The 24,104-nt window shown below is 41.8% G+C and carries 17 protein-coding genes; 11 read left to right on the forward strand and 6 right to left on the reverse strand.

The genetic code is table 11. The annotated features are described in order from the left end of the window. From LBQ60_18790 to LBQ60_18805, 4 genes are all read left to right on the forward strand, one after another. Positions 1 to 312: sigma-70 family RNA polymerase sigma factor (locus LBQ60_18790; GenBank protein MDR2039974.1), on the forward strand; the 312-nt coding region annotated here is incomplete at its 5' end. A 105-nt stretch (positions 313 to 417) separates the two neighbouring features. After that, a complete protein-coding gene (locus LBQ60_18795; protein ID MDR2039975.1) occupies positions 418 to 999 on the forward strand; it encodes a hypothetical protein in 582 nt (193 codons plus the stop codon). A 28-nt stretch (positions 1,000 to 1,027) separates the two neighbouring features. After that, on the forward strand, positions 1,028 to 1,591 hold the full coding sequence (locus LBQ60_18800) for a DUF3795 domain-containing protein (GenBank protein ID MDR2039976.1): 564 nt from the start codon (positions 1,028 to 1,030) through the stop codon (positions 1,589 to 1,591). Between the two features lie 4 nt (positions 1,592 to 1,595). Further along, positions 1,596 to 2,030: a DUF3788 domain-containing protein gene (locus LBQ60_18805; protein MDR2039977.1), complete on the forward strand. Its 435-nt coding sequence runs from the start codon at positions 1,596 to 1,598 to the stop codon at positions 2,028 to 2,030. A 90-nt stretch (positions 2,031 to 2,120) separates the two neighbouring features. On the opposite strand, the gene elbB is transcribed toward LBQ60_18805, so the two are convergent. The 4 genes from elbB to LBQ60_18825 all read right to left on the reverse strand — a co-directional run bounded on the left by elbB (position 2,121) and on the right by LBQ60_18825 (position 5,660). Continuing rightward, positions 2,121 to 2,768, reverse strand: a complete 648-nt coding sequence (gene elbB / locus LBQ60_18810; GenBank protein ID MDR2039978.1) for an isoprenoid biosynthesis glyoxalase ElbB — start codon at positions 2,766 to 2,768, stop codon at positions 2,121 to 2,123. Positions 2,769 to 2,902: 134 nt separating this feature from the next. Continuing rightward, on the reverse strand, positions 2,903 to 3,397 hold the full coding sequence (gene ribH / locus LBQ60_18815; GenBank protein ID MDR2039979.1) for a 6,7-dimethyl-8-ribityllumazine synthase: 495 nt from the start codon (positions 3,395 to 3,397) through the stop codon (positions 2,903 to 2,905). A gap of 83 nt (positions 3,398 to 3,480) precedes the next feature. Continuing rightward, positions 3,481 to 4,179 (reverse strand): tetratricopeptide repeat protein, encoded by a 699-nt coding sequence (locus LBQ60_18820; GenBank protein ID MDR2039980.1) that lies wholly within the window; start codon positions 4,177 to 4,179, stop codon positions 3,481 to 3,483. Between the two features lie 323 nt (positions 4,180 to 4,502). Beyond that, a complete protein-coding gene (locus tag LBQ60_18825) occupies positions 4,503 to 5,660 on the reverse strand; it encodes a cellulase family glycosylhydrolase (protein ID MDR2039981.1) in 1,158 nt (385 codons plus the stop codon). Positions 5,661 to 5,825: 165 nt separating this feature from the next. On the opposite strand from LBQ60_18825, the gene LBQ60_18830 reads away from it, so the two are divergent. From LBQ60_18830 to LBQ60_18840, 3 genes are all read left to right on the forward strand, one after another. After that, positions 5,826 to 8,000: an alpha-galactosidase gene (locus tag LBQ60_18830; GenBank protein ID MDR2039982.1), complete on the forward strand. Its 2,175-nt coding sequence runs from the start codon at positions 5,826 to 5,828 to the stop codon at positions 7,998 to 8,000. 17 nt (positions 8,001 to 8,017) lie between these two features. Continuing rightward, positions 8,018 to 8,566 carry a lysophospholipid acyltransferase family protein gene (locus tag LBQ60_18835; GenBank protein MDR2039983.1) on the forward strand — a complete coding sequence of 183 codons (549 nt, stop codon included), beginning with the start codon at positions 8,018 to 8,020 and terminating at the stop codon, positions 8,564 to 8,566. A gap of 110 nt (positions 8,567 to 8,676) precedes the next feature. Next, on the forward strand, positions 8,677 to 9,132 hold the full coding sequence (locus tag LBQ60_18840; GenBank protein MDR2039984.1) for a YcxB family protein: 456 nt from the start codon (positions 8,677 to 8,679) through the stop codon (positions 9,130 to 9,132). Between the two features lie 361 nt (positions 9,133 to 9,493). On the opposite strand, the gene LBQ60_18845 is transcribed toward LBQ60_18840, so the two are convergent. Both LBQ60_18845 and LBQ60_18850 read right to left on the reverse strand, forming a co-directional pair. Beyond that, positions 9,494 to 10,810, reverse strand: a complete 1,317-nt coding sequence (locus LBQ60_18845; GenBank protein MDR2039985.1) for an OmpA family protein — start codon at positions 10,808 to 10,810, stop codon at positions 9,494 to 9,496. An 80-nt stretch (positions 10,811 to 10,890) separates the two neighbouring features. Then, entirely contained in the window at positions 10,891 to 19,224 is an 8,334-nt protein-coding gene (locus LBQ60_18850; protein ID MDR2039986.1) for a PKD domain-containing protein, read from the reverse strand. Positions 19,225 to 19,906: 682 nt separating this feature from the next. Here LBQ60_18850 and LBQ60_18855 point away from each other — a divergent pair. From LBQ60_18855 to LBQ60_18870, 4 genes are all read left to right on the forward strand, one after another. After that, positions 19,907 to 21,889: a hypothetical protein gene (locus LBQ60_18855; GenBank protein MDR2039987.1), complete on the forward strand. Its 1,983-nt coding sequence runs from the start codon at positions 19,907 to 19,909 to the stop codon at positions 21,887 to 21,889. A gap of 10 nt (positions 21,890 to 21,899) precedes the next feature. Continuing rightward, positions 21,900 to 22,805 carry an NADH-quinone oxidoreductase subunit H gene (locus LBQ60_18860; GenBank protein MDR2039988.1) on the forward strand — a complete coding sequence of 302 codons (906 nt, stop codon included), beginning with the start codon at positions 21,900 to 21,902 and terminating at the stop codon, positions 22,803 to 22,805. 53 nt (positions 22,806 to 22,858) lie between these two features. Next, positions 22,859 to 23,488, forward strand: a complete 630-nt coding sequence (locus LBQ60_18865) for a hypothetical protein (GenBank protein MDR2039989.1) — start codon at positions 22,859 to 22,861, stop codon at positions 23,486 to 23,488. A 14-nt stretch (positions 23,489 to 23,502) separates the two neighbouring features. Further along, a partial coding sequence (locus LBQ60_18870; GenBank protein MDR2039990.1) for a hypothetical protein occupies positions 23,503 to 24,104 on the forward strand: 602 nt, incomplete at its 3' end.

The raw sequence follows: 24,104 nt of genomic DNA on the forward strand, positions 1-24,104 counted from the left end.
GTAAAAAACGAATACCGGAACCGACAGGTAAGACAGGAACACGAGAAAAAGATATCCGAAGAACTGATCGATCGGTTCGACGTCAACAAGGAGAATGTCGATAAAAATAATTTTAATCAACATCTGGAAACTGAATTGAATAAATTGGATGTCGATCTCAAAACGATTTTTTATCTTCGCTTCAGAGAAGATATGAGTATAAAGGAAATTGCAGAAATAGTAAATTGTCCGGAAGGAACGATAAAGTCGCGTTTGTTTTATTTATCAAAGCAACTTTCCAGAAAATTATCTTATTATTATATCCTAAAGTGAGTATTCAGTGTTATTTATTTTTTAGTCGAATTGATCAGTTTGATTACATCTGATAAATATGACATCAATTTATTGGGTATTACTTAATTCTTTAAAAATAAGCAAATGAACGAAATTTCAAGTAAAGATCTCGACAAGCTTGAAAGCTTAATAAAAAGCAGGCAATTTCCAGAATTGTCAGCAGATGAACAGCAATGGGTGCTCCAATATCTTGACGAGGACGAGTATCGGAAAATGGCCTCATGGTATGGTTTTTTATCAGATGAGAAAGATCAGGTTGATGAAATAGAACCATCGCTTTCTTCAAAATTGAAGCTGGATGCAGTTCTGAAACAGTCAGGATCAAAGGAGAAAGCAGGATTTTTCAGTAGACGGATTCCTGTATATCGATCTGTTGCAGCATCTGTTATCTTCTTTTTACTGGGGATGGGCGTTCAATTTTTTATTCCGCCAAAAGGATCTGATGCCCAGAATTTCAAAACAATAATGCAAAATATGCCGGAGGAAAGAATGGAGCCAAAAGATACCTTTACCGGATACCAGGAAATTCTTGCGTTGAAAAATCCCGAAATGTTGGATTTGAAAACCCTTGCAGAGTATAATGTGCAACAGGTGAGGAAAACATCAAACGGCCGAAGCCTGGGTAACGACTCTGTGGTCCAGAAGTTGTTGGTTACTATCAATTAAGGTTCACCTTACTGAAAAATATCCGGTAATGCGTTTAAAAAAAAATGAAACCATCGGAGCGTGTGGAATAGATTGCGGACTTTGTCCAAGATTTTATACCAAAGGAGATTCGCGATGTCCGGGATGTGGGGGAATGAATTTCAAAGACAAACATCCCACATGCGGCGTCCTGACCTGTTGTGTCATAAAAAACGGATTTGAGGTTTGTGCTGAATGCAAAGATTTCCCCTGTAAACGATTTGATGCTGAGAAAGAAGGTTATGATTCATTCGTCACCCATCAAAAAATGTTTGTGAATATGAAAGACATTAAAGAGAACGGGATGGAGCATTTTATCAGGCGTCAAAAGATACGGATGGATATTCTGGATGATTTATTGACCCATCATGATGATGGTCGTGCAAAAAGTTTTTTCTGCCAGTGTTGTGCTTTATTACCTATCGGAAAACTACAGGAGATACACCATGATGTGAAGGGCCTGGATAGGCAAAAGGAATTGAAAGAAAGAACCGGGCATATCAGGAAAACTTTAACGAAAGTAGCGGAATCTGAACAGATTGATTTAGGTTTAAAGAAGAAAACAAAAAAATAGATGTATGGAAAAAGATGGTCAGGTAATGTTGCTGAGAAATAAAGAGATCGAACCTACTGGGGAGGTCCTGGAAAATGCTCTCGGAGAGGAGGTTTTTGGCGTTTGTAAGGAATTATTGGAGATCGTTACAAAAGAATTCGGTTTGGAATATGAGTGGAGATATTATAATGATGGTAAAGCATGGCTTTGTAAATTAACTAACAAGAAGAAGACAATTTTTTGGCTTTCAATTTGGGAGAAATATGTAAAAACGAGTTTTTTTTTCACACAGAAAACACGTTCCGGAGTTTTTGATTTACCGATAAGTGAGAAAATTAAAGAGGATTTTGATCGATCTGAAGCTACTGGAAAACTGATCCCATTGATTTTAGACCTGAAAAAGAAAGAACAATTGAAAGATTTTCAGGAGCTCGTAAAATATAAAAAAAGCTTAAAGTAGCTGAAAAAATAGACCTAAACAGGATACCTGTGATTTAAAACCGGAATTCCGTATTCAAATGATGCACAGGATTCCGGTTTTAATCATTGATTATACCAATTTCAATAACTCTTCAACCAGGTTATCTGCTCCTTCTGCGACCTGTGAAATATTGGCATCCAGCATGTAACAGGGAGTAGTGGCGATCTTATGTTTTTTATCTACTGTGACTTCACAGTGAGAAGTAGTATGGTGTATGGCTCCCTTTTTTTCTGCTGCATCCGACGCTCCGCACGGACTTCCCAGTGTCAGTTCAACACCTTTAAGAACATCGGCAATCAGGATAGGAGAGACACACATGGCTCCTACGGGTTTTCCGGCATTATGCATCTCCCTGATGGCTTTGGAGACTTCCTGGATCACTGTATATCCATCGCCTTTAAAGGCAAAGTCAGACAGGTTCTTTGCCGCACCGAAACCTCCTGCAAATAAAAGGATATCATATTGCGATGCATCAAAGTTAGTCAGGTCTTCAATATTACCGCGGGCTATTCGTGCTGATTCTACCAGTACATTCCGTTTTTCAGGCATCTCTTCTCCGGTGATATGGTTGACAACATGGTGCTGTGGAATATTGGGCGCAAATACCTGATATTGATGTCCTCTTTTGGATATGGCAAGCATGGCCATGGTTGCTTCATGGATCTCGGCTCCGTCATAAACACCGCAACCGGATAAGACAATTGCAAATTTTTTCATAGCGATTCAGGTTATTTTGGATAATCGTGGAAATTATCCGGTTTATATAATGACAAATATTTTATCCCCTGTCCTGGATTACCTTACGGACAGGAAACAAATATAACCCATATCCCTGAAAAAATCAAGGCTTATTATTCAAATCTTTGGAAATCGTTTTTTAACGTCACCATTTTGATGGCAGTAACAGCCGCTTCTACACCTTTATTTCCGAGCTTTCCGCCGGCACGATCAAGCGCCTGCTCCTGATTAAGGGTCGTAAGGACGCCAAAAATAACAGGAATTTCAAAATCAATGGATACTTTCGTCAGTCCGGTAGTGACACCCTGGCAAATATAATCGAAATGAGGCGTTTCTCCCTGGATCACACATCCGATACATATTACTGCTTCAACAGCAGTGTATCCCGCCATCATCTGTGCGCCTGAAGTCAATTCAAAACTTCCCGGGACGTAACGTAATGTGATATCGTTAGGGTCGATGCCCTGCTTGGTCAATAATTCTATGGCACCATCCCTTAAAGCGAAAGTGATTTCATTGTTCCATTCCGAAACAACGATACCTATCTTCATTCCTTTGGCTGAAGGAACTTCTTCCGGATTATATTGTGAAAGATTCTGGGTGGCCATGCGTAAAGTCTTAAATGAATAATATCCGAATGTTATCTTTTAAATGCAACGTTTTTCGGGTGTTTTTCCGTATTTCTTTTCGGTTAACTACCCTGTTGTTGTTTTATTTCCACACGGGTAAGGTACTTATCAATACTCCGTCCTTCAGTACTGCTGGAATATTCTTTCTTGATACGATTGAATGATTCGGCAGCCTCTTTGTACCGTCCTTGTTGTTCCAGTAATATGCCTGCTCTCAGCAGATATAATGGTGTGGTAAACTCATTCTTTTTATTATCGGCCGCTTTTTTATAAAAACTGATCGCTTTGTCGATATCTTCGAGTCCGGCATAAGCATCCCCGATACCTCCCAGTGCTATGCTGGATAAGATAATATCTTTTGATTTGAATTTAGCCAGATAATCGACTGCCGACTCATATTCACCTAAGTTTAAGTAGCATATCCCGGCATAATATTTGGCCAGATTGGCAGACGGAGTGAACTTGTAATCACTGACGATGTCGACAAAACCTAGATTGTTTCCATCGCCATCCAGCGCCAATTCCCAATTATCGCTTTCGAAATATTGTTCGGCAGGAAACATTTGCTCTGCAGCTTCATTAGATCTTTTCTCGACATAGTAACGTTGAAATGCCATGTAAAGAACCACAATAGCCAATATGATCCCTACAGCCCACATAATGTGTTTCTGATAAGTTTCCAGAAACTGTTCTGCTTTGGTCAGGGCATGTTCTACGCCTTCTACTCTTACTTCGGCTTTATCACTCTTTTTCTTAGACATAAGAATTTATAAGAATTTTTAAATTTTGCGCAAATGTATGAAATCCGATTGAATTAATAAAGGAATAATGTTAAAATGTTTCTTCAAATATCATCCTGCAAATTATCATTTGTCAATAATTCATTTTGGGAAACCCAGTTTTGGTCGGGTTATTTTCTCTTTTAAACGGTGTGCTGGAACTTTTTTATAAGTACATAAACATCAGTACAGGCCTTTCTTTCTTTCTTTCTTTCTTTCTTTCTTTATTATAAGTTCGTAAAATTACGAATTTAAAAATTTGATCTTTGATGATTCGATAATCTTTGGTTATTAAGAATTGTAATTCAATACTTTTGAAGTAATGTCAGCAGCTTTCGATCCAGTTGGTGTCCATACCAGTTTTCATAATTTACATCTTTCCTTCCCGAATCCAGCATTCCGAAATCCCCCCGGAAGTTCCATAATCCCCATCCGATACCATGTTCAGTCAGGATACTGAGCTGGTCGTTGAACCAGGCCAGAAACACGTTATGAGGTGTTTCCCGGAAACATCCGCATTCACCGCAGTGTACTCCCACCCCCTGTTTGACCAGATCGGTCCATGGCCGGTAAAAATTTTCAAGCACTTGTCTGTTGAACTCCTGTCCATCGATTTTTCCCGGCCAAACGGGAACAGGTGCATCATCCGGATTTTTCCAGACCCAACTAGCACGGTAATGGGAAACAAAATGGGGGTAGTATCCTCTACAGCTTTGCCCGATATTCAGGTCGGTCAGTTCGGGTATTACCAGTGAACCGCCATGATTGCCGTCTGCTACAACCAGCCTGTCCGGTGTTTGCTTGTGGATCACATTCAGGCAGCCGATGGCTATCTTCCGGTAAATGTCGCCCGGAACAGCTTTTGACGGTGAGAACTGGTCGTTCATATCCTCCTTGAAACATGGTTCATTGACCAGATCAAAACTCAGAAGCTTTGGTGATACATTTTTGAAGCGCTTACTCCACATATCCCAATGGGTATAAAACGCGTTTTGCGCCTCTGTATCTTTCCATAAATTGAAGGGTTCATGGAATCCTGCATTGATACAGAAACCGGGAGCACGATGCAGGTTCAGACTCACATGCAACCTGTATTTATTGGCCATATATACCAGTTTTTCCACAGCTTCGACCGCTTCTTCCCTGAAATCGACTGTTTCCTCAGGAGTGATCAGTTTTCCGCTTTCCTGCGTATATTTCAAATAGCTCGGATATGCCATCGGGATACGGACAAAGTCAAAGCCCCAGTCCGACATCCATTTGAAATCATCTTCGGTGGATGCATTTCTCTGCCCGGGACGATACGGATGAGGAGAAAAAAAGTCGAGGACATTGAACCCACGCCACCGGGGTAACTTGTTTTTCGGGGCTGTAGCAAAAGAATGGATATTGCCCGACAATCCCAGCAAAGCAGCAGCCATGCCGCTTTTTTTTAAGAAATCCCTACGGTTAAAAGCATTCATAAGTGTGAAACTTTAAAATAGAAGATGGTCAAAAATACAAAATACAGAGCAGAAGAATAATTTGTCGGAATATTTTGTGTGTTAAAATAACTTAAATATTATCTTTGGATCGCCGGAGCATCATTCGGGCAATGTTTTGAGTGTTGATTTTAATCGCTTTTAACCATGAAGAAATATTCTATATTCCTGTTTTTTTTGTTTTTGCCATTACTATCGGTAAACGCTGATCCTTTGATCAGGATCTTTACGGATGAAACAGACCTGGTATTGCAGGTCGCTCCTAACGGAAGATTATACCAGATCTATTTCGGAACCAGCCTTTCCAACGAATCGGAGTTTCAGAACCTGCCATATTATGTTGGTTCGCAGAAAGCGCATGTGCAGGAAGTATACCCCTGTTCGGGAATGGAAGATTATTTTGAACCGGCTTTTGCGATCCGGCATAATGACGGGAATATGACTTCCCTGTTGAAATATGTCTCACATGATGTGAAGAAGGTCGATCAGAATGTAACAGAAACGGTGATTTTTATGAAAGATGATGTTTACCCGCTGGAAGTGAAGTTGTATTATGTCACTTTTGGAAAAGAGAACATCATTAAGTCATGGACGGAAATCAGGCATCGGGAGAAAAAACCGGTAACCATCAGTCAATATGCATCTTCCATGCTTTATCTGGATAACCGGGAATATTACCTTACCGAATACAGCGGTGACTGGGCAAAAGAAATGCAGATGAGCTCCCAGCAACTGCAATTCGGCAAAAAAATTATTGATACAAAATTAGGATCCAGGGCTGCCATGCATGCATATCCCTTTTTTGAAGTGGGGCTGGGGCAGGTCTCAGATGAACAAACCGGACAGGTTTTAATGGGTACACTGGCCTGGACTGGTAATTTCAGGTATATATTTGAAATCGATAACGATCACCGGTTAAGGGTTATATCTGGTATCAATCCCTATGCATCCAATTATGAGCTAAAACCGGATGAGTTGTTTACCACACCGGAATTCATCTTTACCTTAAGTAATGAAGGTACAGGAAAGGCCAGCCGGAACTTCCACGATTGGGCCAGGAATTACCAGCTGAAAGATGGAAAAGGTGACCGGTTGACGCTGTTAAATAACTGGGAATCCACTTATTTTGATTTTGATGAGGCAAAGCTGGAAGAGCTGATGAAAGAGGCAAAGATGCTCGGTGTCGACATGTTCCTGTTGGATGATGGATGGTTTGCCAATAAATATCCGAGAGTGAACGACCGGGCAGGATTGGGTGACTGGGAAGTGATGCACAGTAAATTACCCAATGGAGTTCCGCATCTGGTTAAGGCCGCTAAAGATGCAGGAGTGAAATTCGGTATATGGATTGAGCCGGAGATGGTCAATCCGAAAAGCGAGTTATTTGAAAAACATCCTGATTGGGTCATTAAACTACCCAATCGTGAAACCTATTACTTCCGTAATCAGCTAGTACTGGATCTTTGTAATCCTAAGGTACAGGATTTTGTATTCGGAGTGGTGGACAAGCTAATGACCGAAAATCCGGAGATCGCTTTTTTGAAATGGGATTGTAACAGTCCGATCACCAATATTTATTCACCTTACCTGAAAGACAGGCAGAACCAGTTGTATATAGACCATGTCCGTGGCGTATACAATGTCTTTCGCCGGGTTAAGGAAAAATATCCGGACCTTCCAATGATGCTTTGCTCCGGGGGCGGCGCGCGATGTGATTATGAAGCATTAAAATATTTCACTGAATTTTGGTGTAGCGATAATACCAATCCGGTGGAACGTTTATACATCCAGTGGGGATTTTCCAAATATTTTCCGACTAAGGCTATGGATGCGCATGTTACCAGCTGGAACAAGAAAGCCAGTATCAAGTTTCGTACAGATGTAGCCATGATGTGTAAGCTGGGCTTTGATATCAGTATCAAGGATATGAATAGTAACGAACAGGCTTTTTGCCGGCAGGCGGTAGAGAATTACAACCGGTTGAAAAAAGTGATCCTTGACGGCGACTTTTACAGGTTGGTATCTCCTTATGACGGCAATCACACTTCAGTGATGCATGTGGGGAAATCTAAAGATAAAGCCGTGCTGTACACTTATGATATTTATCCGCGTTATGGAGAACGTTTGCTTCCGGTGAAATTACAAGGACTGGATCCGGACAAAAAATATAAGGTAGAAGAGATCAACCTGATGCCGGAAGCCAAACCGTCGCTGAAAGCCAACAGTCAGGTACTTTCAGGTGATTACCTGATGAAAGTGGGGCTTGAGGTGTTTACCACCCAACATACATTCAGCCGGATTATAGAATTAACCGCCCAGTGATCTGATAACAATAAGATATGCGAAAATTAAGCAGGTGGATTTTGAGGGTATTTGGCTGGAAAACAATAACCACCGTTCCGGAACCGCCTAAAAGCGTTATTTGTGTTGCTCCCCATACGAGTAACTGGGATTATATTATCGGGCAATTGTATTACTGGTCGGAAGGCAGGAAATCTTCTTTCCTGATCAAAAAATCATTTTTCTTTTTCCCTTTAGGTATTATTTTCAGAAAACTGGGAGGGATCCCTGTTGACAGGAAAAATCCGAGTAATGTGGCCAAACAGGTAGTAGAAGAATTTAACCGTCGTGAAACTTTTCATGTGGCCATTACACCGGAAGGAACCCGGAAACTGGTAAAAAGATGGAAGATGGGTTTCTATCAGATTGCTATTAATGCGCATGTGCCCATTCAACTGGCTTATTTCGATTATGCGAAAAAAGAAGTAGGAATAACCAAAATTATTTATCCATCGGGAAAACAGGCAGAAGATTTAGAGGAAATACAGTTTTTTTTTAAAGGGGTAACGGCCCGTCATCCGGAAAATTTTTACCTGAAAGAATCATAGATATTTATTTAAAAATGAAAATAGATTACAACTTAGCGGCCGGTGATTATTTGACATACTTGTTGTATGTTGATTCTAAGTCAGAGCAAATCAGAAAAAAACGATCCAGGATGAAAATTATATTTCCTGTGATCTTTACCTTTCTGGGTGTTTCATTGCTTTTTGCAAATAGCGGGTTAGATTATTTAGGTTTTACCGGCTTTTTGTTTTTGGCGTTACTGTGGTTTTTTTTCTATCCGAAATGGGAAAGCCGTCATTATCTAAGGCAATATAAGGCATTTGTAAAAGGACATTATCCTGAGGGAAAAGAGGAGTCTTTAATGCTGGAAATCGGGAATGATCATATTAAGGCAAATGACAATGTAGATGAAGGAAGTGTTGCTACTTCTGAAATAGAATCGATTGATGAAATACCTTCAATGTTCTTTATCCTATTGAAGGGAGGGGAGGGTTTCATTATTCCCAAAAATCAGGTTGACTTTAGTCATGTGAAAACAAAACTGATAGAGATTTCAAAATATCTTAATGTTCCATATATTTTGAATGAAAATTGGAAATGGGCATAGAATGCATGAAGTTGCTTAAAGTTGTATGATGTAAGAAGTGTTTTCTCTTTTTTTTCCTTCATATAATGGCAACATCATAAAAAATAATATCCGGAGTTGAACAGCAAAGCACTTACAAATACCCTATAAAATATTTATGGTGAGTAAAGATCGGAACTGTTCAAAGAGCAAACTTTGAACCCGAACCGGGCCTGCGAGCTCATCGAAGATAAACTATGAATTTTTAACACGGGACTTTACTGCCCGTTTTCCGGAGAATCTTTATCCGAAGAAATAGTCATCCCAATAAACTTCTTAGTATGTACTAATAGGAGATCAAAACAATGTGTCATGTATTTCACATGACACATTGTTGGATAGTTTATTCTACAACGACAAACATGACCCGTCTGTTTCTTCTTCGGTTTCCTTCACTATCATTCGGAACGCGTGGTTCAGACTCCCCTTTCGAGGATACGGAAAGCCGTGATGGAGAAATTCCGTTTTCTATCAGGTATTGTTCTACATTTTCGGCCCTGTGCAACCCTATTTCCTTATTGATATGCCTGTGGCTGTTGTCGATGTCGCAGGTATGACCTTCCAGTCTTATTTTCAGATCCGGATATTCTTTCAATATCTCAATGTTCTTATCGATCCTTTTTTTCTGTTCATCGGTTAATGTGACGATCGAGATCCGGTATTGATCGATCGGTTGCAGTAAAATATACATGTCTTCGTCAAATTTTTCTTTCCGCAGCCGTTCATTTTCACGTTTTAAGCTGTCTTCCATAGCTGTGTTGCGATCGTGAATAACAACGATTTCAGGAATAATATCTTTTTGGGGAGGAGGAAGATCCCTCTTCTTTTTGGCACCTAAACGAAAACGGACTCCCACTTGTCCCGTAACAGAAAATGACCTCACCTTTCCGATGGAATTTGAAGACAACATACTTCGGTAATCTGTTTCATTATTGGTATTTATAAATACCAATGCTTCTGATTCTTTCTTCATATCCAGAAATCCGTAATTCATAGCAACTCCTGCAAATAAATCCCATCTTTCATCCAGTTCATACAGAAATCCGGCTTCTATTGTAGCGGCCATTCCCATATTCAGTTTGAATTTTCCGGACGGGTGGTAGTCATGGACGGTAGAGAACCCATGTCCTTTATCGATGAGGATTACATTCCACCTAGCATAATAGCCCTGTGTTTCCACATCGCCTTTTTCCACATTATATTTCTTTTTCATCGGGAATTGGAATTTTAACCCTGCATTGGCATATAACATGAATTTTTGTTCTTCTTTGAACTTATATTGAAAACTTGCCAGTAACGGGATCTCCAGAAACGGTGATTTCTGTTTTTCTTTCCAATTGTAGAGATATACATCTCTCCGGTATACATCACCTTCGCTATCGATCTGACCTTCAAAGGAAAATAGCCCGTTGTCAATGGTTCCTTTCGTTACATACCGCGATATTCCCAGCCCGGTACCGATTCCCCAGTTAGGAGTAAAGAAGAAGGTGTAGCCTAATTTACCGTCAAGCCCCAGTCCTCCTTTGCGGTTTCCGTCATCCAGTTTATATTGTAAGGTGGAGAACCCGACTCCTCCCTCTATGCTTAAGTAATGGCCTTTCTGTTGTGCTATGGCAGAAAAGTTGATGAACAATAATGCGATCAGTATTCCGTTTTTCATTTTTTTACTGTTTTTTTTAGCTATAAAATGCGAATAAATGAAGCCGCCCGTTCCTGTTTCCTTACAAGGCGGCTTCTTTTTTAATCAACCACAATCCTTTCCGAACATATAATTCCCGTTTCAGTAATTACCTGGACGATATAGATACCTGGATCCATTTTGGTCGTTTCCAGTGTAATGTCTCCTCCTCCGTATGTCTTCTTTAATATTTTAGCTCCGTTGCTGGTATATATTTCCAGTTCAAGCGAACCTACATAAGCAACCTGATCCATTTGTAAGGTGATATGCAATAACTGACCTTTTGTAGAAGGATTGGGATATATTTTTAATTCCCAATTCGCATTTTTAGGTCTGGGCACCGGAGTATATTCACAGGTAAATATTTTTGTTCCGTCAGTTAGAGTGATTTCCGCACTATATTTTCCGTTTAAGCCTCCCAGCTCACGGTATGCCTGTTCCGTAGCACCTATGATTATTGCACCGTCCCGGTACCACTGGTAAGCAACAAATTGTCTTGAAGAATTGTCTACCAATATTACGTCATCCCACTTTTGAACAAGTAATTTAGATGAACGGACCTCAATACTTACCGGCTCGCTTTCCACATCACATCCTCCCGAAAGGGCTACATAATAGAAGCCTGCATCCTGTCCGGATGTTGAAGGAACCTGATAGACGGAACTTGTCGCACCGTCAATGGGTTGATTGTCATGATACCATTGGTATTGGCGGGTGTTATCAATAATAGATGATGTCAATATTAATGTCTCTTCTTCGCAAACCACGGCAGAATTAGGTGTCACAACAGGAATATCTCCTGATGAATTAATAGTAACCGGAATAGGAGAAGGCAATGTTGAAACACTACATCCAGTCAGGTTGTCCGTAGCACTGACCAATGAGAATGTTGTCGTTCCTATATGGGTTATATTTTCAGTAAAGGTAGATATATTTGCCTGGGCATTGACTGTTGTATTATTATTGCCGTCGGTATAGACAAAACTCCAGTCTGTGGCCGGATTTGTATCGGTCCTGGTGACAGTAAAGTCGATTTCGGCATTCTCGCATAGTACCTCTTCCGAATCTGACGTAAAGGTTACTTCAGGTAAAGTGTGTACCGTAAATGTTTTACTTGCATTGTTTACACAACCTCCCACGGCTTTGGCAAAGATGTATTTTATTTCTGTAGTACCTGAGGCCAATGCTTTTAATAATCCGGGAACAGAGGAATCAAAAATTGCAACAGAAGGATCGGAACTGGACCATTCCCCGTCGGCAGGTATTCCGCTCAACTGATAGTCCGAACCGATACAAAGATCCTGGTTTCCGATAATATCTATGTATATCGGGAATACAATGACCGTTTGGGTAATAGTATTGCTGATGGTTCCGGAATTAATGGACACGGTCATTTTTACATCATATATGCCCGGGGAAGTATAACTGTGCGATACATCTTTGCCCGTAGCTGTAATGCCATCTCCGAAATTCCACAAATAAGTGGTGTCTATCGCACCGACGATCAGGGAGGTCGATTCGAAGTTAAAGGTATTTCCGGACAGGCATTGCTGGTCATTATCTACATCAAAAGATCCGGTGAGGGATGTATTGGTATGTATGGTCTGTATCAGGGAATCCATACACCCAAGGTTGGAGATCTCCTTTAATTGTACATTATAATATCCGGGGGTAGGATAATTATAAGTTGGATTTTTTTCAGTGGATGATGCTCCGGTACCGAAATCCCAGTTTTGAGATATGATGCTTCCTAAAGCAATGCTTGATTGATCGGTAAATTGTACCGTTGTCGGACTTCCTGTATCGGTTGCATAAGAGAAACCTATGTTCGGTTTAGGATTGACCAAAACATCTTTAATGGCATATCCGCTACATCCCAGGTCGTTGGTTACCACATAGAAAATATCGGTGGTTCCACTGGCCATTCCGGTGATCAATCCGCTGGTCCTGTCAATGTTGGCAACCCTTGTTTCACTGCTGATCCAGAATCCGTCGGTTGTTCTGTCTTCAAACTGGATCGTCGAGCCTTCGCACACGACATTTGCTCCGGTGATTTCACCGATCGCAGGAAGCGGGTTGATCGTCATACTCACATCCGTACTGTCAATACAGCCATTAACACTGGTGGCGATATACCGGATCGTAGCTGTTCCTCCGGCTATCCCGGTTACAAGGCCGGAAGCATCTATCGTTGCCAATCCGGGGATCAGGCTTTTCCATATCCCGTTAGCCGGTGTGCCGGTCAATTGATTGGTTGCTCCTTCACATATATCCGTATTATTGGAAATATTTACCGTCGGTAACGGGAATACCGTGACAGGATAAGTAATCGAGTCTTTTAGCGGGCCTGGAAGGATAGTCACCACGAGTTTCACCTTATATGTTCCTGGTTGGGTGTATGAATGTGTGGTATTCTGGTTGGTATTTTTTGAACCATCACCGAAATCCCAGGAATAGGTAATATTGGTCTGGCCTAAAGTCTGGGAGGCATCTGTAAATGTGAATGAATTGTCGGTCAAACATTGCTGGGCCTGTCCGATAGTGAATCCGGCATGTACCAGTGCAGACGGATGTATGGTTTTTGTGAGCGAATCTTTACATGCATTATCGGCTGTGACAACCAGCTTGACATTGTAGTTCTGGCTGACGGCGAATGAATGTAACGGATGCTGTTCGGTAGAAGAGTTGTTGTCCCCGAAATCCCAATTCCATGAGCTCAGGCTTCCTGATGAAATGGTTGACTGGTCTGTGAATTGGATATTGGTCGGGTCATTGCTTTTAGGAACATAGGTAAATGCCACTGAGGGTTTAGGCAGAACGGTTAAAGCAAATTTTGCTGTATCCATACATCCGGAACCGTTAGTGGTGATATAGTAAACATCTATATTTCCTCCGGATAATCCGCTGAGCAGTCCGGAACTGTTGATGGTGGCTACGCCGGGATTGCTTGTTTCCCAGGTTCCGCCTGTTGTTGCATTGCTCAACTGGGTATCCGATCCGGCACAAATAGTATTATCTCCTGTGATGGTACCTATTGCCGGCAATGCATTCACTGTGATGGTTACACTGGTATTGTCCGTGCAGCCCGAAGCGTTGGTAACAGTATATCTTATTTCGGCGGTTCCATTACTTATGGCATTCACCAGGCCGGTAGTATTTACTGTTGCTATCCCGGGTGAAAGGCTTTCCCATATCCCGTTCGCCGGGGCTCCTGCCATCTGTAATGTCCCCCTTTCGCAAACGGTAAGACCTCCTGTGATGGCCACTCTCGGTAATTGATTTACAGTAACATTTACCGCTAATATCTTACTCAAACAATTGGTATTGTCGTTGACCGAACGGATATAATAAGTAGTACTGATCAATGGGGTTACTGTTGTCAATGATAACTCTGTTGTTGCAAAAGCATCACTGTAATACTTAACGGTACTTCCCGGAGAAGTATTACTGACAGTTGCAGCGATATCCATGGTGGTCCCGGCGCAGATGGCTGCAGGCTGGGTTACGGTAAATGTTGGTAACGGGTTTACCGTAATCGTGATTGGTTTGATGGAGCTCAAACAACCTGTGGTGTTTTCTTCCGACCGGGCATAATAAACAGTCGTGATAGCCGGAGAAACAATATATTTATCGGCCGGAATGGTCGCTGCTGCATCTGTATAATAATACACAGAACTATTTGCCGTTGTATCACTTATGGCTGTAGTCAGATCAATTTCAAACCCGGCACAGATAGCAGCCGGATCCGTTACTATGAAATCAGGTAACGGGTTTGCAGTAACCATAATTGAGTCAACTACACTCAGGCATCCGGTTGTATTTTCACTTGATTGGACGTAATAAGTCACAGATACTAGCGGATTTACAGTGGTAGTAGTCAATTCTGTGGTTACTTTACGATCGCTATAATACTTAACCGTGCTGTTGGCGGATATATTTCCGATTGCCGTTGTAAGATCTACCTGATCTCCGGCACAGACAGCAGCAGGTTGTGAAACCGTAAATGTAGGTAATGGATTCAGTGTCACTGTAATTCCCTGGATGATGCTTTTGCACTGAGTGCCATTATCTGTAGATTGTGCATAATAAGTGGTTGCAACAGCTGGTGTGACCAGGGTGGAGGTTAATTCGTCCGAAGCAAATGCATCGTTGAAATAAGCGACGGTGCTATTGACCGGATTCAAATTGCTTATAGAAGATGTAAGTTCAAATGATTCTCCTGTACAGACCGGTGCAGGAGGCGTTACGGTAAATGTAGGCAACTGATTTATGGAAACCATAAATGGCGTGATTGTGCTTTCACAATAAACGGTACTTGCCTGAGCATAAAATTCTGTCTGTGAGGTTATTCCTCCTACGACGGTAGGTGCTTTGATCGTATCATTCCTCAGGTTATCCCTGAAAAATGTTAATGAAGCATTATTGGATACTGCTGTAACGGCTTTTGTCAGATCAGCATCGGCCCCTTCACATATGGAAATATTATTTTCTACTGTGACTGTCGGAACCGGATTTACCGATACATTGAATGAGTACAGTTTACTTTCACACTGATATGTATCATCATTCTTCAACTTAAAGTAGAATGGAGTACTAACGTTAATTCCTGCTACGGATTTGGGATCGGTGACTGCAACACTTCCTGCAGCATCAGAGAAGAACAGGGTATCCACATTAATTCCCGTTACATTGGTAATTGCGGTTGTCAGATCTGCTGAAGAACCATTACAGATATCAATATTCTGGAAGGATGCGATAGGCAATGGTGTAGGAACGACTCCAAAAGTAGCCAGTGGGGAGGCACATCCTGTCGTGGCGTTTACTGTTTTTACCCAGAATGTAGTTGGAAGAGAAACGGCTGTTGCCTGCGGACTCTGTACCGGTAATGTCGCCTGGTTATCCGAGAAATATTTAGGATCGCCACCGGAATAAGATTGGATAATTTCCGTAAGGTTGGCATTGGCACCGGCACAAACAGTGATCTGAGCCGGATCCTTTAGTATTTGTTCCGGTAAAGGATTCACCGTAACATGGATTTTTTCCAGGGCGCTTTCGCATCCGGTAATATCATACCGTAATTTCACATAATAGTCAGCTCCGGGAGAGGGAACACTTACATTTTGATATCCGGTAACAGGGTTATTTCCTGCTGCATCCGAATAAAAATAGGCTGTAGCTCGAGAAACAGCACCCACTGCACTAAGCAGGTTTGCGGTAGTTCCTTCGCAGATGGCTATATCCTGGACTGTTACTGTTGGCAGGGAGTTCACTACTACTACTTTTTGCCCTGACTGGGTTGCCCCTGCGCCGGGAACCGTAGACCCTGCCGTAACGGTTAATGTAACGGTGTATGCTCCGGGATTCGTATATGTATGTGTCTGGTTTGCACGGCTGTCTCCAACGTTCAGTAGTGGCGTTCCGTCGCCGAAATCCCATATAAAGGTTGAATCGCTCGCATTATTGAGTTTCGTGTTATTGATAAATGTGAAGCTATTACCTGTGCTCTGGTTGAGGCAAACCGGTGTAGACGGATCCACATCAAAATTCACATTAATCGTAGGACTGATAACAACAGCCTGGGTAATTGTATTTGAACAAGTGACCGTACTGTGTTCATCTTGTGCCGTGACGGTTAAGCTGACAGTGTAGCTGTTTCCGAGAGTACCGGAGTATGTGTGTTGTGGTGGATTTTGATCCGTACTGGTCTGTCCGTCGTCAAAATCCCACGACCAGCTGATGATGTCTCCCTGTGCAACCGTTGACTGGTCGGTAAAGGTGATCAGATTGCTGTTGGTGAAATCAGGAGTATAAGTGAAGGCTGCTGCCGGAGCCGCATTGGCAAATATGGTAGGTGAGGCGGTAGCGGGAGAACATGTCTGGTCTTGTCCGGTAGTATTTATTTTCAAGGTGTAAGTCCCTTCTGTCGGAATAGAACCGGAAATGGTCAATAATCCATTACTGACATTCTGTGTCAGTCCGCTGGGGAGGTCAAAAATATCCACTCCGGTAGCGCTTCCACCCAATCTGTAAGTGAGGTTTGCTATGGCATTACCCGGACATATTACCTGCGGATCAGAACCGCTTTCAAGGGTAATACTTGGTTGGGGAAGTCCGTTTACCTGGAATGATGCCAGCTGGCTGGGACATGCGGTTTGATTATCCACAGCCCTAACATAATAGGTAGTAGTCCCAGATACGAAAACAGCACTGGGGTTCTGTACCGGAGTAGTACCCGTAGGATCCGTGAAGAAATTGAGGGTGCTTCCATTTGAATGTGCGGTAACGGCAGTAGTCAGATCGGCATTTAATCCGTCACAAAGGGATAAGTCCTGAACAGTGATGGTCGGTACCGGATTGACGATCACATTAAACGGTTTAACTACACTGGAACAACCACTCGGAGACCGGTCATATACGAGTTTTGCATAATATGTCGTATTTGATGTGATCCCTTCTATATGATTATGGCCCAGTACAACATTGGTACCTGCTGCATCCGAATAGAAATACATAGAGGCCCCGGCCGGATCACTGATACTATTTTCCAGGTTGGCCGCGGAACCGGCACAGATAGGAACATCCTGTACGGTAATTCCCGGAATGGGATTAACCGTAATTAATCCCGTTTGCGTAGCAGCAGGACAGGAGGCGTCCTGACCGGTAGTCGTTATAGTATACGGAGCGACAATGATGTTTTTGGGCGAACCGGATATGGTCAATACTCCGGCATTTACACTTGCCGATATGGCAGGGTTTAAACCTGTGACCGTAGCACCTGTAGCCCCTCCGGCTAAAGTGTAGGTAATATTGGTGATGGGTGTATTGACGCAGGTTATTTGGGCATCTGTACCGGCAGCGCTTGTCAGTGTAATAGTAGGTGCCGGGTTTACTTTGATATTAAAACTTTTAGATGCACCTAAGCAAGTGATTCCGTTACTTGTATGCACCGGAGTTACTTTAACGTTGACTGTTAAAGATTGGTTAGTGGTGTTGGTATATGTATATCTGCCGAATTGGCCTGTTTGTAATCCTGTCGGGATATCTGAAGTGATACCTGCAGGGATATTTGCCTGCCATTGATATCCGGTGGTTGCTGCATTTCCTTCGAATAAATAAATCCCATTCTGATTTCCCGAACAAATATTATTATCTGTAAACGTACTGGTCAGTACAGGCGTCGGATTGACAATAAAAGAAAATGTCTGCACCGTTCCTGGGCATTCTACGCCTCCTCCTGCATATATAGGTGTCACTGAAATGGTAACTGTCTGTGAAGTGGTAGCAGGATTATTTACAGTATACGCTCCGAAAGCTCCTGTTTGTAACCCCGAAGGAATACCCGTTACATTTCCGGGATTTGACGTAACCTGCCATTTAAACCTGTTGGATGCTGCTGATGCGAAATTAATGTTATGTGTTTGGGTATTATTACATATTGCATAGGATGCAGGTAAATTTGTGACCGGAGTAGGTGCCGGATTAACGGTAATAGTGGATGTGATGGGATTACCGTAACATTTTACATCGTTCTGAACAAATACAGGACGTACCCTGATGACCGCGGTTTGCGGTTTAGTGGTTGTATTGTTCAGGACATATACCCCGAAATTTCCGGTTTGAGCCTGATCAATAGCCGGTAATCCTGTAATATTCCCGGGGTTGGAAATCACACTCCATTCAAAGGTAGTGGCATTTCCGGAAAATGAATAAGCTCTGGTTGATCCTCCTGAACAAATGGTATAATTAGGGAACGATGCATTAACGGTTGGGATGGGTAATCCTGTTAAAGTCCCGTTGATACTTGTCTGATACCGGCAATTATCAGTGCTTACAATTACCGAATTATATATAATGTTGCCTGTTCCGTAAATCTGAGGGGACAATACGGTAGAGCTGCTCGTGATACCGGATTGTGAAATATATTGATAATCCACTGTAGCCTCAATATTCCAGGGCGTTCCTTCAACATATCCCGGATCAGTGCGGGTAACCGTAAAATTAACATTTCCGTTCAAACAGACCGTTGTATGGTCAGGCACGAAACTAATGGTAGGTACCTGTGAAGGGTTGACCGTCACCGTTAACGTTCCGGGTGCAGCATTGGCATAGCTGACGCGGACCGTGTAATTACCTGCTTTTTTCCATATCACATTCATCGTTCCGGAAGTCGTTCCTCCGATAATTGAATAATCTGTCCCGGATGATCCGCCCGAAATGCTCCATTGATAATTACTTTGTCCGCTTTCTGTCGTATATGTTTCTGTTGCGGTAGTACTGTAACAAGCAGTCATATTTCCCGTGACGGTGGCCGTTTGTGCCTGAAGTGCATGCACATTCAAAATAAAAAGCGCAATTATACCACATAGCAAGCATCTGAAATTGTATATGTTATTCATAACAATAATGTTTCTGGTGTTTAATATAAAAATGTCAGAAATATGCACCATCTCTGTGTTGGTCCTGTGCAAAATATCTGTTTCTACGTCCGGCAAATATAAGGCATATTTTTTACTTGTTATTTCAATTTTTGTTTATCTCTTTTAAGGATTTATTTCATAATAAGCATATAAATGAAATAGTCGTTTTATATATAAATTTTTTTCGTTATTATTTTTAATTCCGGCGAAATAAGTAATGGAGTACAAAATTTTGAAAGTATCAATTGAACAATATTAAACTGTTTTTAAAAACACTCCGGGATCATCTGATAAATGACTAAAACTTCAATGATTTTTTGTACAGCAATTTGTGTTGATTTATAAAAAGCACTTCAGGTACTATATCCGACAAATGGTGTCAGGTGGAATCATTGTTAGCTGCCAGCAATAAAATTGTCTGATGCGTAAGGAAAATATATCTGGGATCCGGAAAAAACGAATGATGTAAGAAACTATTCAGAGTGTAAAGTGAAAATAGAAAACCTATCTTCTGCTATTGAGTAAGTTAAGTAATGAAGAATATTACAAAAGTTCATGTTTGCAAAACATTTTTTGTATTGTACAATTGTTTACCTTTGCAAAATTAAAAAAACAAACAACGGATACGACTATGAAGCGTTTCCGAAAATAGATCGACCAGTTGAATTTTCTACTTTTATTCGTCATCACCGCCTTTCTGGTGTTGCTAGCAGTTCCGTTCATCCCCAACCGCTACAAGGGGTATGCCGCATTGTTCGCATCACTTTGGATTGCAGTTCTGTCATCGGTAATGTCCGTTGCTTCATTGATAGGACAGGAGGTCAGTTTCACCTGGGTAACCAGTTTTATCTGGGGAAATATCCCATTTGCCATCGATACCCTTTCTGCCTGGTTCATTCTGGTCATCAACCTGATCGTTGTCCCGGCTGTCTGGTATTCTCCCGGATATCTACATGGATATAAGCAATCGGCAAACCTCAGCCTGCATTATGTTATGCTGGTGTGGATGCATTTGTCGATGGTTATGGTATGTATGGTACAAAGCGGGCTGGCATTTCTTTTTGTATGGGAGGTAATGTCTTTGTCTTCTTTCTTATTGGTCATTTTCGAAAACCGGCAACGGATGACTTTACGCGCTGGGCTGAATTACCTGATACAAATGCATATTTCGGTCATTTTCCTGATGATCGGTTTCTTTATAGTCTATCAAAGTGAAGGAGGTTTTGAGTTCTCAAGAATAGGGACATATTTCTCCCGGCATAACAATATTCCGGTTTTCTTACTTTTCTTTATTGGTTTTGGCTTTAAAGCCGGCATCGTTCCGCTTCATACATGGCTTCCCCATGCACATCCTGCAGCGCCGTCACATGTCTCAGGGATCATGTCGGGTGTGATTGTGAAAATGGGTATTTACGGCATTTTTCGTATGGTCACTTTTTTACAGGAAGACTGGTTGTTTATCGGGAACCTGATATTGGTTACGGGAATGATCACCGGGATATACGGAATCTTGCATGCATCGGTACAAAAAGATATGAAAAGGCTACTTGCATATTGTACCATTGAAAATGTCGGATTGATCCTGATGGGTATGGGATTGGGACTGGTTGGCCAACATGCCGGTAATACATTCCTGATGATTGCCGGATATGGTAGTGCGTTGTTTCATGTTTTGAACCATGCTTTATCCAAAGCATTGCTTTTTCTTGGATCAGGTGCTGTTTACCGGTCTGTTCATACCCGGGATATGGATAAAATGGGCGGTTTATTTAAGGTCATGCCCAAGTCAGCAGGTCTCTTTTTGGTTGGATCACTGGCTATAGCCGGCCTGCCTCCACTCAATGGGTTTCTCTCTGAATTCATCCTTTTCTTTGGATTCCTGAAAGGTATTATGTTGCCCGATACTTCCGAAAGCATCATTATCATCCTTGGTATAACAGCCATTGCATTAATTGGTGGTCTATCCGTGTTGACCTTTACCAAGACATTCGGATCTATATTTTTGGGAACACCCCGTTTCCCCCTTTCACCGGATATTTCCGAGCCTTCTGTGATCATGCGTCGCCCGCAGTATCTGTTGGTGATCGTTATGATACTGGTGATGTTGCTTCCGTTTTTTACGTTCGGAGTCGTATCGGACATTGTGGCTTCTGTTTTCCATATTGCTTTGGGAAATGCGCAGGCATCAGGGTTGGCTGTTTTATTGCAAAAAGTCAGTTTGGTCCTGGTTATGTTTGTCGCTCTAGTCCTTGTTATTTTATCCTTACGGAATTCTGTTACACGGCAGCTTCCCGAGAAATATGGGGAAACGTGGGGGTGTGGCAGTTTACAGGCAAGTAGCAGGATGGAATATACAGCCAGTTCCTTTACCAGATCGATTGGAAAACTATTCGCCTCGTTGTTGCCGGTCCGGAAAAGGTATCAACGGGTGCAAAAAGAAGAAATATTTCCGGAATCAGCCCGTTATGACTACCGGTATGACGATTGGGTCGAGGCGAGGATCATTCGTCCTTTCGGCAGGTGGCTGAATCGTTTTTCTTTCATATCGCTCCGGATCCAAGACGGCCGGTTACAATGGTACATCCTTTATGGGTTATTATTCATATTGGTGATTATTTTATTGACATGGTTGAACGTCATATAGATAGGTGCATATGTTAAGCTTGATACTCATACTGATTACAAGCCTGTATTTTTCAGGTGTCATTATCCGGACCAAAAGTATCCTTTCGGGACGAAAAGGTCCGGGTATCCTGCAGCCGATATATGATTATATCCGGTTGTTCAAAAAAGGAGCCGTATATAGCCATACCACCACCCCTGTTTTCAGACTGGCACCTGTCGTCTATTTTTCCGCTGTATTGTTTGCCGCATTACTGGTGCCATTTGGCAGTAGTAAAGGGCTGCTTTCATTCGAAGGGGATTTTGTCGTTTTTGCATACTTGATGGCAGTAGGTAAGTTTTTTATTATATTGATGGCACTGGATACAGGTAGTAGTTTTGAAGGTATGGGGGCCAGCCGGGAGGCTTTGTTTTCCCTGTTGATAGAACCGGCTTTCTTTATCCTGATCGGTTCATTCGCCATGCTTACCGGTTACACGTCTTTTTATGATATTTACTCTGCATTCCATTTCTCAGGTCCTGTTTCATATGCCTTGGCCGTACTTGCAGGGTTTGTATTGTTGTTGATCGTTGCCGTTGAAAATAGCCGTATGCCGGTGGATGATCCGAAAACACATCTGGAGCTGACCATGATCCATGAGGTAATGATCCTGGATAACAGTGGTTTTGACCTGGGCCTGATCATGTATGCCGGAACATTAAAGTTTGCTGTTTATGGTTCGCTGATTGCCAACTTTTTCATGGATCATTCCTGGCCGTATTATATCTTTATTCCTGTATTTTTTATTATTCAGATGTTATTTGCGGTTATCATAGGATGTATCGAGTCATTCGGGGTACGTTACCGGATGAGCCACAATGCCCAGTTTATTTTTACCCTTTCTTCTGTCAGCCTGCTTATTTTTTTCGGAGTATTGCTGATGCTTGGAAAATTATAACCATTCGCCATCAAATGAAAAAATCTCAATCGCTCATTTAATTATATGTAAGTATGATCCACGTTCTCCTGGTAGTTTTTTCCATCACGCTTCTTTATATTGGGATTGCCAACCGCTTGTTTACCTATATCAATATATTGATGATACAGGGTGTCATACTATTTGGTGTCGCTTACATACAGTTACATGATATGAGTTGGAGTAATTTGGCATTTATTTTATTGGAAACACTGGTGTTTAAGGCAATTATTATTCCGACGTTTTTAAAGAGCATTATCAGGAAAAACGGGATTACCCGTGAAGCGGAACCATTTGTTCCCAACTTTGTTTCATTGATCATTATTACATTTTTACTGGTTGCGGCTTATCTGGGCGCCAGTACTATTGATATGGGAAACCTGGATATTATGTTTTTTGTGGTGGCCATATCTACGGTCTTTGTCGGGTTATTCATTATCATATCCCGCAAAAAACTGATCACCCATGTGATGGGGTATCTGGTACTTGAGAATGGGATTTTCGTACTGTCCCTGGCAGTTGGGAATGAAATGCCGATGATGGTGAATACCGGAATTTTGCTGGATATATTTGTCAGTATCCTGGTTCTGGGAATTTTTATCAATAAAATCGGTGATGTATTTAAAGAATCGGATGTGGAACAATTGAGTCAATTAAAGGATTAAAGATCACGATCAACATGATAATCGCTTACTTCATCGGTATTGCTTTTCTGGGCGGATCATTCCTGCTTATCCGGCGTGAAAACCTCCATCATATTATGGCAGGTCTTATCCTTTTATTGCAATGGGGATTTACCGGATATGAAATATACAAGAAGAATAACCTGAACTTTGACTTTTTTACTCCTGATGCCCTGGGCATACTTTTTTTGGTGATCCTTAGCATATTGATGCTTCCCGGATATTACCACAGCCTGGTATACCTGGAAAAGAACAAAGAACAGATGCGTGTGCGCAATTTATATCTTGCGGCATTGACTTTTTTCTGCGGTGCCATGAGTGGCGTTTATCTTTCCAATCACATAGGAATGACATGGATCTTTATAGAACTGACGACCATTACATCCTGTGTGCTTATATATCACCATCGTACATCAGTAGCACTGGAAGCTACCTGGAAATATATATTCGTTTGTTCTGTCAGTATTGCGCTCTCTTTTATCGGGGTGCTCCTGATGAGTGTTGCTGTTACCAAGGCCGGGCTGGAAGACTTTACTTATCGGACTCTGGTAGAATATGCTCCTGTATTGGATCCTTTCTGGCTCAAAATAGGTTTCTT

It is taken from the genome of Bacteroidales bacterium, from assembly GCA_031275285.1.
GTDB lineage: Bacteria > Bacteroidota > Bacteroidia > Bacteroidales > UBA4181 > JAIRLS01.

Excerpts from the sequence above, each read along its gene's own strand:
- LBQ60_18840 (MDR2039984.1), top strand. The coding sequence starts at position 8,677 with ATGAAAATTATATTTCCTGTGATCTTTACCTTTCTGGGTGTTTCATTG.
- LBQ60_18825 (MDR2039981.1), bottom strand. The coding sequence starts at position 5,660 with ATGAATGCTTTTAACCGTAGGGATTTCTTAAAAAAAAGCGGCATGGCT.
- LBQ60_18835 (MDR2039983.1), top strand. The coding sequence starts at position 8,018 with ATGCGAAAATTAAGCAGGTGGATTTTGAGGGTATTTGGCTGGAAAACA.
- LBQ60_18805 (MDR2039977.1), top strand. The coding sequence starts at position 1,596 with ATGGAAAAAGATGGTCAGGTAATGTTGCTGAGAAATAAAGAGATCGAA.
- ribH (MDR2039979.1), bottom strand. The coding sequence starts at position 3,397 with ATGGCCACCCAGAATCTTTCACAATATAATCCGGAAGAAGTTCCTTCA.
- LBQ60_18845 (MDR2039985.1), bottom strand. The coding sequence starts at position 10,810 with ATGAAAAACGGAATACTGATCGCATTATTGTTCATCAACTTTTCTGCC.
- LBQ60_18830 (MDR2039982.1), top strand. The coding sequence starts at position 5,826 with ATGAAGAAATATTCTATATTCCTGTTTTTTTTGTTTTTGCCATTACTA.
- elbB (MDR2039978.1), bottom strand. The coding sequence starts at position 2,768 with ATGAAAAAATTTGCAATTGTCTTATCCGGTTGCGGTGTTTATGACGGA.
- LBQ60_18865 (MDR2039989.1), top strand. The coding sequence starts at position 22,859 with ATGATCCACGTTCTCCTGGTAGTTTTTTCCATCACGCTTCTTTATATT.
- LBQ60_18820 (MDR2039980.1), bottom strand. The coding sequence starts at position 4,179 with ATGTCTAAGAAAAAGAGTGATAAAGCCGAAGTAAGAGTAGAAGGCGTA.
- LBQ60_18850 (MDR2039986.1), bottom strand. The coding sequence starts at position 19,224 with ATGAATAACATATACAATTTCAGATGCTTGCTATGTGGTATAATTGCG.
- LBQ60_18860 (MDR2039988.1), top strand. The coding sequence starts at position 21,900 with ATGTTAAGCTTGATACTCATACTGATTACAAGCCTGTATTTTTCAGGT.
- LBQ60_18795 (MDR2039975.1), top strand. The coding sequence starts at position 418 with ATGAACGAAATTTCAAGTAAAGATCTCGACAAGCTTGAAAGCTTAATA.
- LBQ60_18800 (MDR2039976.1), top strand. The coding sequence starts at position 1,028 with ATGCGTTTAAAAAAAAATGAAACCATCGGAGCGTGTGGAATAGATTGC.